Origin of the sequence: Prochlorococcus marinus str. MIT 9515, assembly GCF_000015665.1 — a bacterium.
Taxonomy (GTDB): Bacteria; Cyanobacteriota; Cyanobacteriia; order PCC-6307; family Cyanobiaceae; genus Prochlorococcus_A; species Prochlorococcus_A marinus_P.
The window spans coordinates 456,536-471,750 of sequence record NC_008817.1 but is presented as its reverse complement, the minus strand read 5'-3'; the positions used below and the strand labels follow the sequence as shown (position 1 = coordinate 471,750).

Sequence of the window (15,215 nt, the reverse complement as noted above, 5' to 3'; positions counted from 1 at the left end):
AGTCCAAAGTATCGAATGACTCAATTAAGTTCCAATGACGTCCCCTCCATGGGTCGAAGGCAATTTATGAATCTTCTTACATTTGGTACCGCAACTGGGGTCGCATTAGGAGCTTTATATCCTGTAGCAAATTATTTCATGCCACTAAGAGCTGGTGGTGGTGGTGGCGGAACTTCTGCAAAAGATGAATTAGGTAATCCAGTTACAAAGACTGGCTGGCTAGCAAATCATCAAGCAGGAGATAGAAGTTTAGTGCAGGGTCTCAAAGGAGATCCAACTTACTTAATTGTTAATAGTGAGGGAGATATAGGAGAATTTGGATTAAATGCAATTTGTACCCATTTAGGATGCGTTGTCCCCTGGGACAGCGGTGCCAATAAATTCATATGCCCTTGTCACGGAAGTCAATATGATACGAATGGGAAAGTAGTTAGAGGACCTGCTCCTTTATCTTTGGCCTTGGCGCATGTTGATGTAGATGATGATGCTGTGCTTGTAAAACAGTGGTCAGAAACAGATTTTAGAACTAATGAAAATCCATGGTGGGCTTAAGAGAATGATTAATTTTAAAAAACAAATAATGAAAAAAACAACTTTCTTTCTCTGCGCAATGCTCTTGGTTTCCAGTATTTTAATTGCCCCAAGATCTTCTTTGGCTTATCCTTTTTGGGCGCAGCAAAATTACGAATCTCCTAGAGAAGCTACAGGAAAAATAGTCTGCGCAAATTGCCATTTAGCGCAAATGCCAACTATTGCAGAAGTACCGCAAGCTGTTGGGGCTGACAGTGTTTTCAAAGCTGTAGTCAAAATACCTTATAAAGATGACATAAAGGAAATAGGCGCTGATGGCTCAGAGGTACCTTTACAAGTTGGGGCTGTGGTTATGCTGCCTGACGGCTTTAAATTAGCTCCTCAGGAGAGATGGACTGATGAAATAAAAGAAGAAACGGAAGGGGTATACTTTACTAACTACAGCGAAGAAAAAGAGAATATAATTATTGTTGGACCATTACCCGGCGATACTAATAAAGAAATTATTTTTCCAGTTCTTTCACCTAATCCAGCTACCAATAAAGAATATCACTATGGGAAGTATTCCTTGCATATTGGAGGGAATAGAGGCAGAGGACAAGTTTATCCAACTGGTGACAAGAGTAACAATGTAATATTCACTTCTTCTTCTGCAGGAACTATCAATTCAATAGAAACTATAGAAGACGGTAGTTATCAGATCAATATTGAGAATGAGAACGGGGAAATAACTACTGAGGCTGTTCCAGTTGGTCCTAAACTAATTGTGAAAGAACAAGACCAAATAACTGTAGGAGCCCCTCTCACTAGTGACCCTAATGTCGGAGGTTTTGGACAATTAGATGCTGAAGTAGTATTACAAAGCCCTTATAGAATTATAGGCTTAATTGCATTTTTTATCGGTGTAGGCCTAACTCAAATATTACTAGTGCTTAAGAAGAAACAAGTTGAAAAAGTACAAGCTGCTGAGGGCATTTAATTAGGCTTTAAATGCTTACACATCAAGCTTTTATTCAATCACCTGGAGATACATTTTTAAATTTAGGTTTTCTAACTATTAGATGGTATGGACTGCTAATTTCCCTATCTGTATTAATTGGAATTTTTATTTCTAAAAAGCTTGCAAAATCAAGGAATATTAACCCTCAATATATAAGTGATATTCTACCTTCTTTAATAATATCATCAATCATCGGCGCTAGATTTTATTATGTAATTTTTGAATGGAAACAATATAGTGGTAATAACTTTTTTACTTCTTTTAACCTGTTTGATAACGTAATTCAAATACCCTCTTTTCTTGCTATTTGGGAAGGGGGCATAGCAATCCATGGAGGATTAATTGGAGGATTTTTATCTATTTTATTTTTTTGCAAATCTAAAAATATTCATCTTAAGACCTTTATGGATATACTAATTCCATCCATTATTCTTGGTCAATCAATTGGTAGATGGGGCAATTTCTTTAATAACGAAGCTTTTGGAATACCGACAGAGTTACCATGGAAGTTATTTATACCTCTCCAAAATAGGCCAATCGAGTTTATAAATTATCAGTTTTTTCATCCAACATTTATCTATGAATCATTATGGAATTTTTTGATTTTTATATTATTAATTTCTATTTTTTACAAACAGAATACTAATAGCTCATTAAGACCTGGCTTTATAAGTTGTCTGTATTTAATTGGCTATAGTTTTGGAAGATTCTGGATTGAAGGTTTAAGAATTGATCCTTTATGTCTTGGGGGACTCCCACCCTTTTGCGATGGGGGATTACGGATGGCTCAGTTTATTAGTATTGTTTTATTTTCCTCTGGATTAATTGGAATATTTTTTTTAAGATTAAAAACATATAATAAAAAAACAAGAAAGAATGGATAAAAAAATCTCATTTATTGGAGTTGGTCCAGGCGATCCTGATTTATTAACAATTAAAGCGTTAAAAAAAATAAAATCAGCAGAGGTTATCTTTTGGGCTGATTCTTTAATTCCTGAAAAAATTATAAATTTTTCACTTGAGGGTTCTGAAAAAATAAAAACAAGTACGCTTACTTTAGAAAAAATAACGTCAATAATGATAAAAAGATACAATGAAGGTAAAACTATAATTAGATTGCATGATGGAGATCCATGCCTATATGGAGCAGTAAAAGAACAAATAGAAATACTAAAGCTAAACAACATCAAGACTGAAGTCATCCCTGGTGTAAGTGCTTTTCAAGTTGCTGCTGCGTATCATCAGGCTGAGCTTACAATTCCGGATATTACTCAAACTATAATTCTGACGAGAGCAGGAGGCCGAACTGGTATGCCTGAGAAAGAATCTCTTAAGGAACTTGCGAAGCACAAATCCTCTTTATGTCTTTATCTAAGTGCTAGGCACGTAAAGAATTCTCAAAAAATCTTATTAGAATTTTACCCTCCAGAAACTAAAGTAATCGTTGGCTACAGAGTCTCTTGGGATGATGGTTGGACATCTCTAATTGAATTGAAGGATATGGAAAAATTTACTCGTGAAAAAGAGATTATTAGAACTACTATTTATATTGTTAGTCCTGCAATTAAAAATATTACAAATAGGTCTAATCTTTATAACCCTTCTTACAATCATCTCTTTAGGAATAAATAATCGATTAAAGTTGATAGATAAATATAAATCACTATAATTGAGAAAAAATCAATTGCTTTGAACGAAATAAATTCTAATAATTCAGACAATAATTCAATAAATAATTCTTCTTTAAAAAGAATTGGGAATTTTATCAAAGAGGCCAGATTAAGCAGAAATCTTTCAATTGAAGAATTAGCTACTGATTTAAAAATTGGAACTCACCAACTTCAAGCAATAGAAGGCGGTAATGAAGAACATTTACCAGAAAAAGTTTTTATAAAAGCAATGGTTCGTAGAATTTCAGAAAAGCTTAAAGTTGATACAGAATTTATAATGAACGAATTTAAAACTGAAAGACCGGAAGTAAAAGTTGAAGAAATTGTTCAGGAAGTTTTAATCAAAACTAAACAAAACAAAAAAATCAAGAATAATAACTCTATTTTGTTTATTCTGATATCGGGAATTTTAGGCCTTTTAGCCTCCTCTCTAATTTTTAATGTCATTTCAAACTCTTTCCAAAATCAAATTCCAAAACAAGAACTTAAAAAGAAAAATCAAACCACTTTTAACTCTAAGTTTTTGAGTTCTTTAATCGCATTGCGACATGATTCTAAGCTCCATTTCTCAAGAAGAAGATCTTGATTTGAATTAAAAGGTATTATTTCCATTGAAAGAGCATTTTTTTGTAATTTAATTTTTATTGATGATATTACATTCTCAGGTCTTTGATCCAAGGACGCCGCTAATCTTAAAATCAAGGACATTTCAAGTACTATTGTTTTTTCTTCTTTTGAAATTAAACTTTGCCACGATTCATGTCTTTTTTTAGGCAAAGTCTTTCGATGATATCTAGCAATCGAAGCAATAATATTTGTTTCCAATTGAGAATAACCTAATAATTCACAATGTTTTATTAAATACCAAGAATGTTTATGGTACGAATTTATGTTTACATATTTTCCACAGCTATAAAGATGACAAGCTGCCCAAAGGAGCTTTTTTGCTTTTGAGTCAGTATCGCTGTGAAAGATATTTTTAGTTTGGTCGTATATTTGAAAAGCGATATTAGTAACTTTTTCAGATCTATTTTTATCAACACCAAACTTTCTAGCCTGATGAACTATGGTGGTTTTTCTAATATTACTTTGAATATTAAATTCGTTTTTAATTATTCCTTGGCGAAGCATCCAATCAACTACTAAACCTTCCCTTAGAGCCCTCTCACTTATTGTTAACTCATTAAAATCCAGCATATCCATTGAAGTATTAAGAATTAATGCTCCTGGGATTATTATTTCTGCTCTTCTTTCACTCAATGATGGAATTTTCTTTATTTCAGTGATGGGCATTTTAATTAATTTTTCCAAAATAACCTCTAAATTATCTTTTTTAAATTTATAACCATGCATTTTCTGTTTTGGCTGACTAAGATCAGACAAAATCAAATTCCCTAGTGAGATCGCAGTTCCGCTTGTAGCAATCATTGCAACACTTTTTTCTTTATGTAGTCTCCTTTTTATTTTTTCAACAGATGGTTCTAAAGACCCTCTAATAAAAGTCTTCAAAAACTTAGATCTTTCATTACTGATGGGTTCTTCATTAAGAAAATCATTTTTAAGCCTAACTGCTCCAACTCTTGAACTTGTAAGAGCTATTGCGTCTTTTTTATCTGCAAGTATTAACTCTGTAGAGCCACCACCAATATCAATAATTACGTAGGACTCATCTTCAAAAGCCATTCCAGACAATACTCCAAGATAAATTAACCTAGCCTCCTCAGATCCGCTTATTAGTTCTATTTGAATACCTAATTCCTTTTGAACTCTATTAAGAAAGTCTCGACCGTTTGGAGCTTCCCTAACAGCACTTGTCGCTGCAGTTACTATTTGATTAACACCATTACTATTGCAATATTCCTTAAACCGCTTAAGGGTATATAAAACTCTTTGAATTGATTCTTCAGTAAGATTTCCCTCTTCATCTTTCTCTCCTAAGCGGGTTGTAGATTTATCAGTAAATTTTATTGAAAAGGATTTGAGATCTAAATTAACTTCTGAAATCAAAAGATGAGTAGAATTTGTTCCTATATCGATTGAGGCTACTAAAATATTTTTTTCTTGCAAATTACTTAATTCGTTTTCTTGTATCATTTTTATTCTCTAAAAAACAGAGATCCTAAATACCGTAATTAATATACTTAAAATTGATTATTAAATTATAGAATTAATTAAATACTAGTTAGATTATTTAAAGTTATGAAATATAAGAACTCGTGATAAATACAGACTTCAGATATAAATTAAATATCCTTTTTGAACTTCTAAGGTGGAATAAACCAACTGGTCGACTTATTCTACTTATCCCTGCTGGGTGGAGTTTGTATCTTACTCCAGAATCAAATCCAAGCTTTCATATGTTATTGAAAATAATAATGGGGGGATTATTAGTTAGTGGTTTAGGTTGTATTGCTAATGATATTTGGGATAAAAAAATAGATCAAAAAGTCTTAAGAACCCAAAACAGACCTCTTGCTGCAAATAAGATTGGTAATAAAACAGCTTATTTAATTCTTATATTTTTAATAATATGCAGTTTCTTTTTAACTTTGTCACTTCCAGAGAATGGAAGACTACTTTCTATTTCACTTGCTTTTTTTGCCCTGCCGTTAATCCTAATTTACCCTTCTGCAAAAAGATGGTTTAAATATCCCCAACTTATCTTGTCATTATGCTGGGGATTCGCAGTTTTGATACCTTGGGCTGCTAACGAAGGGGATATTAAAAGTATTGTTTTACTTTTTTGCTGGCTCGCTACAATTTTTTGGACATTTGGTTTTGATACTGTATATGCTTTGGCTGATATGAAATATGACCTTAAAATTGGGGTGAATAGTTCTGCGGTTAACCTTGCATCTAATACAAAAATCACCATACAAATTTGTTATTTTCTGACTTCCAGTTTTCTTGCAATTTGTGCTTTAATCAATCAATTAAATTTAATTTTTTGGCCCATTTGGTTAATAACAGCTTTTTTAATGCAAAAAGATATCTTAAAAATCTTCCCTGAAAGTAATCATTCCATTAAAAAAATTGGTAATCATTTCAAAAACCAAACAATATATGGTGGATTAATTTTGTTGGGAATCATAATCTCCTCATAAATTATTAAACTAATGTTAACTAAATTAAAAAAAGGCGATGAAATCAACATTTTAGCGCCTGCTTCTTTTATCGATAAAGAAGAAAATTTTACAAAAGGCATAAATATTTTAAAAACATGGGATTTAAAAATTGCTATCAACGGTAACCTCTCAAAAAAATTTGGTTATTTTGCTGGAGATGATCAAACTAGATTTGAAGAACTCAAAAAAGCACAAAATAGTAAGCTTATCATTTTCGCTAAAGGAGGCTGGGGATCCGCAAGACTTTTAGAAAAAAATCCAAACTGGGGTGATGGCTTGATGATGGGATTCTCTGATACATGTTCATTATTGTTATCAAAATATAAACAAGGATCCTTTGGCTCGATTCATGGCCCTATGATCACTACTCTTTTTAAAGAACCTGAATGGAGTTTAAGGAGACTAAGAAATTTACTTTTTGAGGGGTATGTTGAGGATATTAAGGGGATCCCTTTACAGAAAGGAAAAGCAACTGGAGAAATTATTGTATCTAACCTAACTATTGTTTCTTTTTTAATTGGTACTAATCACTTTCCGGAATTAAAAGGAAAAATAATAATTTTTGAGGATATTAATGAAGATATTTATAAAATTGATCGAATGTTAACTTATTTGAGAATGACAAAAAAATTAAACGAAATTGCAGGAATTGGATTCGGAAGTTTTTCAGATGATCTATATACCCCTGAGTGGAAAGAATTACTCAAAAGCTTAATTTTTGAGAGATTTCAAGAATTTGATATTCCCATTCTTTTTGATCTCCCAATTGGACATATATCTGGGAATGCATGCATTCCTCTTGGTTGTAAAGCTACATTAAATGGAAATAATGGAATACTTAGTATTTCTATTCCTTGTTACTAATAATCTTTTAAAAATAGTTTCGCTATTTGCAAATCTAATGGAGATGTGATTTTTATGTTCGAAGAATTCCCTTCAATAATTCTCACTTGCCAATTCAACATTTCAAAGAGTGAGGCATCATCTGTAACTTTCCAATTTTTCTCAATCGCCATTTCATGAGCTTCTCTTAATTTCTTCACTAGAAAACCTTGAGGAGTTTGAGCTGCCCACAAATTTTGTCTATTTGGCGTTTGTTGGATATAACCTTCATTATCAACTATTTTTATTGTGTCTGTAACTTTAGTAGCTAAAATAACTGCATCATTTTCTTCTAATTCCAAAGCACATTTATTGATCAAGTCAGGATTTATTAAGCATCTTGCACCATCATGAATTAAAACTTTCTCAGCATTAGAAGGTAGTGAATTTAAACCATTAAAGACAGACTCTTGCCTTGTATTTCCACCGTTAATCCATTCAATTTCATTAGAAAATTTTTTTACTGAATTTAATAATTTTTTTTTATCATTTGGTTGTCCAATTATTCCTACCCAACTTACCAAACTTGCAGAGAATACAGATTTTAAAGTCCAATAAATAAGAGATTCACCTTCTAAATCAATAAGTAATTTATTTTTTCCAGCTTCCATTCTTCTGCCACTACCTGCAGCGGGTATTAATACATGCACAATAATTTGAATTTATATTTTCTAGATAATTATAAATAAAAGCAATATGTTTGCACAAAAAGTACTACGATCTTAAATTATAAAAATTTACAAATGTCAAATAAAGAATCTTTAACAGGGAAAGTTGCGTTAATTACAGGTGCCAGTAGAGGAATAGGCAAGGAAATTGCCTTAGAACTTAGCAATTTGGGAGCAGAAGTTATTATAAATTATTCCTCTTCCGATGAGAAAGCAGAAGAAGTTTTAAATTTAATTAAAGGTTTAGGAGGGAAAGTTCATAAATTAAAATTTGATGTCTCAAAAGAGGAATCTGTTAGTCAAGCTTTTGAAGAAATTATAAAAATCAATGGATCCATAGATATCCTTATTAATAACGCTGGAATAACAAGAGATGGGCTCTTAATGCGAATGAAATCAGAGCAATGGGATGACGTTCTAAATACAAATCTAAAAGGGGTTTTTCTTTGTACTAAGTATGCTTCAAAATTTATGCTTAAAAAAAGAAGCGGTAAGATAATAAATATTTCATCTATTGTTGGAATAATTGGAAATCCAGGACAAGCAAATTATTCTGCTGCAAAAGCAGGTGTAATTGGTTTTACAAAAACATGTGCGAAAGAATTTGCTTCAAGAGGAATAAATGTTAATGCTATAGCTCCAGGTTTTATAGAAACAGAAATGACTGAAAAATTAAATAATGAGGAAATAGTCAAAGCTATACCATTAGGTAAATTAGGTAGCTGCTCACAAATAGCTGACTTAGTTTCATTTTTAGTATCGAGTAATGCTGGAAGTTACATTACAGGACAAACAATAAGTATTGATGGTGGAATGAGTATTTAATTAGTTCCTTTCGTATGGTTGGCCTAACTCATCCCTTAATCTTCTAATTTTTTGTAATAACTTTAATCTTCGACTTCTAGCAGTTAAAGTCAAGAAAAATCTTAAAGGAAAGTATATAAGAGTCATTGCAACTGCAAGGGTAGCAGTTAAAGTAAAAATAAGATTATCAGTTTTATCCATAACCTAAAGATACTCATAATTTAACTAATTTGGATAGCTGTTTAAGAGAAATTCGGCTTTCCCCACTTAATTAAGTATCCCTTAAATTTAATTTCATGGGAGATTATAATAAGAACTTAAAGATTTCAATAAAATGCCAAAACAACTGAGCTTTTCGAACGACTCACGAGAAGCGCTCGAAAACGGAGTTAATACTGTAGCTAATGCTGTTAAGGTAACTATTGGACCCAAAGCAAAGAATGTTGTAATAGAGAGAAAATTTGGTTCACCAGACATAGTGAGAGATGGATCTACTGTTGCTAAAGAAATCAACCTTGACAACCCAATCTCTAATTTAGGGGCAAAATTAATTGAACAAGTAGCCTCAAAAACTAAAGAGAGTGCTGGGGATGGAACAACAACAGCAACAATCTTGACTCAAATAATGGTTCAAGAAGGTTTAAAAAATATAGCAGCTGGAGCTAGTCCAATCGAGCTCAAAAAAGGAATGGAGAAAGGATTAGATATTGTTTTAGAGAAATTAAAATCAAAGAGTATCAAAATAAACGGTTCAGATATTCAAAAAGTTGCGACAGTAAGTGCAGGAGGAGATGAAGAGATAGGTTCAATAATTTCAAAAGCAATGGATATTGTAACTTCAGATGGGGTTATAACTGTTGAAGAATCCCAATCACTAGAGACGGAATTAGATATCACAGAGGGAATGTCTTTTGATAGAGGTTATAGTTCGCCCTATTTTGTAACAGATCAAGAAAGACAGATTTGTGAACTTGAAAATCCTAAGATCTTAATCACAGACCAAAAGATTTCAACGTTAACAAACCTAGTTCCTATTCTCGAAGAAATTCAAAAATCCTCTTCTCCTTTTTTAGTTTTAGCTGAAGACATTGAAGGAGAGGCATTAACGACCCTTGTTTTAAATAAAAATAGTGGGGTATTAAATGTTTCAGCTGTTCGAGCTCCATCATTTGGCGAAAGAAGAAAGGCTGCTTTAGAAGATATTGCGATTCTTACTGGGGCTAGATTAATTAGCGAAGATCAATCAATGAAATTAGAAGAGGTTACCATCAATGATCTTGGGAAAGCAAAGAAAATAACGATCTCAAAGGATAAAACAACCATCGTGGCTTTTGACGATACCAAAGATTTAGTAAAAGCAAGAGTTGAAAAATTAAAAAGGGAAGTAGAAATAACTGAATCAGAATACGACAAGGATAAAATTAATGAGAGAATAGCAAAACTTGCTGGTGGGGTAGCTCTAATTAAAGTTGGTGCGGCGACGGAAACAGAGATGAAGTATAAAAAATTAAGAATAGAAGATTCACTTAATGCAACAAAAGCTGCCATAGAAGAAGGAGTTGTTTCAGGGGGAGGGCAAACTTTAATAGAGATTTCAGAAGAACTCTCTAATTTAGGCAAAGAAAAATCAGTTGATTTAAATACAGGTATTAAAATTATTACAAAAGCACTTTTAGAACCTACCAAACAAATAGCAAGAAATGCTGGTTTTAATGGGGATGTAGTTATTGCGGATATTAAAAGACTTAATAAAGGCTTTAATGCTAATAATGGACAATATGAAAATTTAAATCAATCAGGAATATTAGACCCAACTAAAGTTATTCGATTAGCTCTTCAAGATTCAGTATCAATCGCAGCAATGATTCTTACAACAGAAGTTGCAGTAGCTGACATCCCAGAACCAGAGGCACCTGCACCTGGAGGACCCGGAGCAGATCCGATGGGTGGAATGGGAGGCATGGGCGGCATGGGAGGCATGGGTATGCCTGGCATGGGAGGCATGGGTATGCCTGGTATGGGCGGCATGGGTATGCCTGGCATGGGCGGCATGGGTATGCCTGGCATGGGAGGCATGGGTATGCCTGGTATGATGTAGGCTAGCTGGCTTTTTTACCGTTGTTAATCCATTTTCTGAGATTATTTATTTTAGGCAGCGGTAATTCCTTTAATTTGTTATCTTCACTCTTGTTTTTATAACAACCATAAATATCTTTATTATTAATTTTATTTTCTTTATATTTGTTTTCTTTATTAGATTTAAATTTTACCTCTATTTCGTTTTGAACAATTTCTAATAATTCCGATCTTGTTTGATCTTGATTTGAAACTAGCTTATCTTCCTCTAATAATTTAATTTGATCTTGATTTGAAGCTATTAGCTCATTCAAAGATTCAATATCAAACCTATGTACCCATCTATTAATTATATTTTCTATCTTTAAATTATTTTTATCAAAAGATGCTTTTTGATAAGAATCTTTTAAATGATCTTTTAAGAACATAAATTTACTAATTTAATTTTCTATTTAAAAGTGGTCTGATAATGATTAAGGAAAAAATTGTTAGGGAAAATAAAATTGAGATACAACTCTTACAAGTTAAGTCACCATAAGGTGCATGTAAAGCCACTAAACCTAAATTCATATTTTGAGTATAAGCAATCCTGATAGGTTCAATAGCAAAAGTTAAAGGATTTAAAGAGGCGAGCCACCCTAGCCACTTTGGCATAAAAGAAATAGGAGCTAATGCAGTACTTGCAAAGAGAAGAGGCAAATTTATTACAAATATAAGAGCAATTAATTCGATATGACCAGGTAATATGAACGCCAAACAAAGACTAATTGATGTCACAAAAAGTACTAATAGTATTAATGTTGTAAATACAATTCCTAAACCATAAAAGTCAGGCCATCCATAACCTAAAACAAAAGAAACAATCATTATAACGATACTCTGAACGAAACTCAGAATAGTTATATAAAAAAAAGAGGATAAAACAATTGACAACCTACTTGCTAAAGGTGCAACAAGTAACCTATTTAAAAAGCCGAACTCTCTATCAAACATTAAAGGCAAGCCTGAATTTAATGCTCCGCTAAAAGCAGTAAAAACAATTAGTCCTGCTCCTAAAAAATTTCCATAAGAATCTACTCCCGGGAGAAAACCTTCAGGAGCATTTGAGAAAAGAGCTCCAAATAAAAACAGCCATATTATAGGTTGCAATATACCTGCTAAAAGAGTTGAGGGTCTTCTTTTTAATTGGATGAATAATCTTTTTGTTAAAGCAATAGTTTCTTGATACAAAAAAAATAAACTATATTGATTTAATTCCATTTTGTAGTGTCTTCTAATAGATATTATAATTAAATATCAAAAAATTTATTACTTTATCTCATTGATTGCTTCGATTCTTTTTTAAGATCTCTTTTACCCGTCATGGAAATTTCAGCATCTAATAATGTTTTGCCAGTAGCCTGTAGATAAACATCATCCAAGCTAGGCTGGCTTTGAGCAAGAGAAAAAATTTCAAACTTTGAAAAAGCTAATTCTACTTTAAGTTTTGTGAGTAAATCCTTATCCTTATCTACAACAAAATTTAGTGAATAACCTTGCGCCTTATTTGTCACAATCTGACTAATTCCATCTATTGAAGATAAAATCTCGCATATTTTTTTAGACTCTTCATCAGAACTAAATTCTCTTACTTTCAAAGTAATCCTATCTCCTCCTAATTTATTTTTCAGTTGAATAGGTGTTCCTTGTGCTATTACTTTCCCATCATCAATAATTACCAAACTATCTGCTAATTTATCTATTTCATCAAGATAATGACTACTTAAAATAATAGTCATTCCATCATTCTTCAAATCTTTCAAAAGATTCCAAATTATATTTCTACTCTCAATATCCAAACCTACAGTTGGTTCATCTAGTATTAAAACTTTGGGTAAATGTAAAAGTCCAGCTGCTAAATCTATTCTTCTTTTCATTCCTCCTGAATATGTTCCACATTTTCTATCAATCCAATCATTCATATCTAATTGCTTTATTAATAATTTTATTCTTTCGTATTTTTCCTTTTTTTTCATATGATATAAATCTGACTGAAAATCTAATAACTCACGTCCTGTAAGAATTTTATCGAGAGCAATATCTTGAGCTACATAACCAATTAATTCTCTAATTTTTTTAGGATTTTTTATTAAATTAATATTATTTATAAAAACTTCTCCACTATCAGGTTCGACTAGAGTCGCTAGAATTTTTATGAGAGTAGACTTGCCTGCACCATTTGGACCTAAGATTCCAAATAATGTACCAGCATTAATTTCCATTGATAATTTTTTTAATGCCTCAATATCAGAATATGATTTTGAAAGATCCGTAATTTGTATATAATTCATCAAACCAGAATTTTTTCTATCAACATTTTACATCAATCTAAATATTAAAGTATGCCTTCAAAGATAAGAATATTTGCATAGACTGCTGCTCAAAATCAACAGAAAGTTGGGTTCTTGAAATTAAAAGTAAAAGACAAATACCAAACATATAAAGTATTGACCATCTAAATAATCCTTTAGCTTTTTCTAAATCATCAGGTGAACTTTTCAATCTATTGATTAATTGTAAAAGTCTTCCATTAAAAGGTAAAAGCATTATCACATAAAGCAGTCCTCCTTCAGGTAAAGCAAAGACACCTAGAATACTCATGAATACTGTTGCCCATCCATAACGTGAAATAGCTTTGACTGTAAAAGCTGAACCTTTAACGGAAGGAAGCATGGGTATTCCGACAGACGCATAATCATCTTTTAATAAAATTGCAAGAGCCCAAAAATGTGCTGGCGTCCAAAGCATTACCAACCCAAATAGCCACCAACCACTAAGACCTACATGTCCTGTAGCTGCTGAAGCTCCTACTAAAGGAGGTATGGCCCCTGCAACTCCACCAAAAACAATATTTTGAGTTGTTCTTGGTTTAAGAATTATCGTATACAAAATCACATAACTACATAATCCCAGCAATGTTAATCCGGCAGCTAAATAATTTACTCCACTTATCAAAAGCATTGCAGCTGCAAATGTACAAGATACGGCCCCTAAAAATACAGTATTAAATGATAATTTACCTGAAGGTAAAGCTCTATTACTTGTCCTTTTCATCCTCTTATCTAGGTCCATTTCCCATAAGCAGTTAAGAGCTCCAGCTGCCGCAGCTGCCAAGGCACCGCCTCCTAAAGTACAGATAAGTTTAGGAGAGGATAAAGGCCATTCTTCCGTCAATGCCATACCACCTAAAGTTGTAGCTAGTAATAATGGAATCAATCTTGGTTTGGCAACTTCAAGCCAAGCAGGAAGTATTACTTTTTTTCTTGAGGGTACAACTTGTTCACGAATTGAAGTCTGAAAATTAAAGTTTTCTAAATTACTTTTCATGAGTTTAAAGATACTATTACTGGATTAAATGATTGATTGATTTTTTTATTTAACTTAGGATTTCTAAAAATCAATGCTGTTAGGATCGCAATTAATAATGAAGCATTTAGTTGATGACCAATAACAAGCATAGGTTCAGTTAAATTGGTTTTAAGACTTAATATCCCTAGAAAAATCTGGGAAATCAAAAGCAAAAAAAGTGAGCAAAGATATTTCCAGTTATTTAGGAACAAATTTTGTTTGTATATTGATATGAGCAAAATAGATACAATCAAAACAGAAATTGGGATAGCAAATAATTTATGGGTATTTAATATGAAACATTGTTTATTAAAAGATAAGCAGAGATGAGCAGACCAAGTTGATGAAAGCCTTACTCCAATAAATGATTGAGTTAAAGTTAATATTAGTGGAACAAATAATAATATTCGCCACCAACGCAATGATTTATTCACCTCATTATTTTCTAGGTTCTGATTTATAGTTATTGTCGTTATAAGGAGTAAAAAAGCTGTCAAAAGATGTGCAGTAACTGCATACGAATTAAGTAAATTAATTACTGTTAATGCTCCAATTGAACCTTGAACAATTATTAAGAAAACTAATACTGAATATGTCTTTGGTAGCCAATTTGGAAGATCTTTTCTCCATACTAATGAAAGTATGAATTGAGAAAGAATTAACAGACCAACAAGAAAGGCGTCCAAGCGATGAAACCATTCTAGAAAAACTCTTAAATTCATATGATTTAGAGGTAGAAAAGTCCCATAACATAAGGGCCAATCAGGGCAAGCAAGACCTGCCTCCATAACTCTTGTAGCTCCTCCAATAACTATTAAAGCTATTAATGCCAAAACGCAATGATTTCCCAATTTCAGAAAAATTGATTTGAATCTTTTTTGATGTATTTTGTTATTGAACAAGTTAATCAAAGGTCTTATTTTTGCATACTAATTTAGATTCAATTAACAAACATTAATTAAAAGTAAATGTTTTATTTTAAAAATTTATTTGTTTTTTTAATCTTTTTTTCCTGACATAAATCTATAAAAGTTACTGATAACAGTTCTTTTATTTTATAAATCTTAAGAAG

The 15,215-nt window shown here is 32.0% G+C and carries 17 protein-coding genes; 9 read left to right on the top strand and 8 right to left on the bottom strand.

Features of this window, described 5'->3' with window-relative positions; translation table 11 throughout:
• Positions 1–15 precede the first annotated feature (15 nt).
• From petC to P9515_RS02575, 5 genes are read left to right on the top strand one after another with little or no spacing between them, the layout of a single operon-like run.
• Positions 16–552, top strand: coding sequence for a cytochrome b6-f complex iron-sulfur subunit (gene petC / locus P9515_RS02595; RefSeq protein WP_011819843.1), 537 nt, complete (start codon positions 16–18; stop codon positions 550–552).
• A 28-nt stretch (positions 553–580) separates the two neighbouring features.
• Complete coding sequence (gene petA / locus P9515_RS02590; protein ID WP_225867099.1) at positions 581–1,510, top strand: cytochrome f; 930 nt, start codon at positions 581–583, stop codon at positions 1,508–1,510.
• A gap of 11 nt (positions 1,511–1,521) precedes the next feature.
• Positions 1,522–2,415, top strand: a complete 894-nt coding sequence (gene lgt, locus P9515_RS02585; protein WP_011819841.1) for a prolipoprotein diacylglyceryl transferase — start codon at positions 1,522–1,524, stop codon at positions 2,413–2,415.
• The gene (cobM, locus tag P9515_RS02580) at positions 2,408–3,163 is read left to right on the top strand and encodes a precorrin-4 C(11)-methyltransferase (RefSeq protein ID WP_011819840.1); all 756 of its coding nucleotides are present in this window, start codon (positions 2,408–2,410) and stop codon (positions 3,161–3,163) included. The genes lgt and cobM overlap by 8 nt, the downstream gene beginning before the upstream one ends.
• A gap of 57 nt (positions 3,164–3,220) precedes the next feature.
• Complete coding sequence (locus P9515_RS02575; protein WP_011819838.1) at positions 3,221–3,787, top strand: helix-turn-helix domain-containing protein; 567 nt, start codon at positions 3,221–3,223, stop codon at positions 3,785–3,787.
• Here P9515_RS02575 and P9515_RS02570 read toward each other — a convergent pair.
• Positions 3,700–5,295 carry a Ppx/GppA phosphatase family protein gene (locus tag P9515_RS02570; protein WP_011819837.1) on the bottom strand — a complete coding sequence of 532 codons (1,596 nt, stop codon included), beginning with the start codon at positions 5,293–5,295 and terminating at the stop codon, positions 3,700–3,702. The two genes, P9515_RS02575 and P9515_RS02570, sit on opposite strands and share 88 nt — an antisense overlap.
• Positions 5,296–5,417: 122 nt before the next feature.
• Between P9515_RS02570 and P9515_RS02565 the strand changes: the two genes are divergently transcribed.
• Positions 5,418–6,305 (top strand): 4-hydroxybenzoate polyprenyltransferase, encoded by an 888-nt coding sequence (locus P9515_RS02565; RefSeq protein ID WP_011819836.1) that lies wholly within the window; start codon positions 5,418–5,420, stop codon positions 6,303–6,305.
• Positions 6,306–6,317: 12 nt separating this feature from the next.
• Positions 6,318–7,190, top strand: a complete 873-nt coding sequence (locus P9515_RS02560; RefSeq protein WP_011819835.1) for a S66 peptidase family protein — start codon at positions 6,318–6,320, stop codon at positions 7,188–7,190.
• On the opposite strand, the gene ispD is transcribed toward P9515_RS02560, so the two are convergent.
• Positions 7,187–7,858 (bottom strand): 2-C-methyl-D-erythritol 4-phosphate cytidylyltransferase, encoded by a 672-nt coding sequence (gene ispD, locus P9515_RS02555; protein WP_011819834.1) that lies wholly within the window; start codon positions 7,856–7,858, stop codon positions 7,187–7,189. The two genes, P9515_RS02560 and ispD, sit on opposite strands and share 4 nt — an antisense overlap.
• 93 nt (positions 7,859–7,951) lie before the next feature.
• Between ispD and fabG the strand changes: the two genes are divergently transcribed.
• Positions 7,952–8,701 (top strand): 3-oxoacyl-[acyl-carrier-protein] reductase, encoded by a 750-nt coding sequence (fabG, locus tag P9515_RS02550; protein ID WP_011819833.1) that lies wholly within the window; start codon positions 7,952–7,954, stop codon positions 8,699–8,701.
• Here the strand turns inward: fabG and P9515_RS02545 are convergent, their stop codons facing one another.
• Positions 8,702–8,881 carry a hypothetical protein gene (locus P9515_RS02545; protein WP_011819832.1) on the bottom strand — a complete coding sequence of 60 codons (180 nt, stop codon included), beginning with the start codon at positions 8,879–8,881 and terminating at the stop codon, positions 8,702–8,704.
• 133 nt (positions 8,882–9,014) lie between these two features.
• On the opposite strand from P9515_RS02545, the gene groL reads away from it, so the two are divergent.
• Positions 9,015–10,778: a chaperonin GroEL gene (gene groL / locus P9515_RS02540; protein ID WP_011819831.1), complete on the top strand. Its 1,764-nt coding sequence runs from the start codon at positions 9,015–9,017 to the stop codon at positions 10,776–10,778.
• 1 nt (position 10,779) lies between these two features.
• Here groL and P9515_RS02535 read toward each other — a convergent pair whose 3' ends face one another.
• From P9515_RS02535 to P9515_RS02515, 5 genes are read right to left on the bottom strand one after another with little or no spacing between them, the layout of a single operon-like run.
• Positions 10,780–11,184 carry a hypothetical protein gene (locus tag P9515_RS02535; protein WP_011819830.1) on the bottom strand — a complete coding sequence of 135 codons (405 nt, stop codon included), beginning with the start codon at positions 11,182–11,184 and terminating at the stop codon, positions 10,780–10,782.
• Positions 11,185–11,191: 7 nt separating this feature from the next.
• Entirely contained in the window at positions 11,192–12,016 is an 825-nt protein-coding gene (locus tag P9515_RS02530) for an ABC transporter permease (protein WP_011819829.1), read from the bottom strand.
• A gap of 53 nt (positions 12,017–12,069) precedes the next feature.
• The gene (locus P9515_RS02525; protein WP_011819828.1) at positions 12,070–13,086 is read right to left on the bottom strand and encodes an ABC transporter ATP-binding protein; all 1,017 of its coding nucleotides are present in this window, start codon (positions 13,084–13,086) and stop codon (positions 12,070–12,072) included.
• A 37-nt stretch (positions 13,087–13,123) separates the two neighbouring features.
• Positions 13,124–14,122, bottom strand: coding sequence for a heme o synthase (locus P9515_RS02520; RefSeq protein WP_011819827.1), 999 nt, complete (start codon positions 14,120–14,122; stop codon positions 13,124–13,126).
• Positions 14,119–15,054: a COX15/CtaA family protein gene (locus P9515_RS02515; protein WP_420805069.1), complete on the bottom strand. Its 936-nt coding sequence runs from the start codon at positions 15,052–15,054 to the stop codon at positions 14,119–14,121. The genes P9515_RS02520 and P9515_RS02515 overlap by 4 nt, the downstream gene beginning before the upstream one ends.
• Positions 15,055–15,215: the final 161 nt, after the last annotated feature.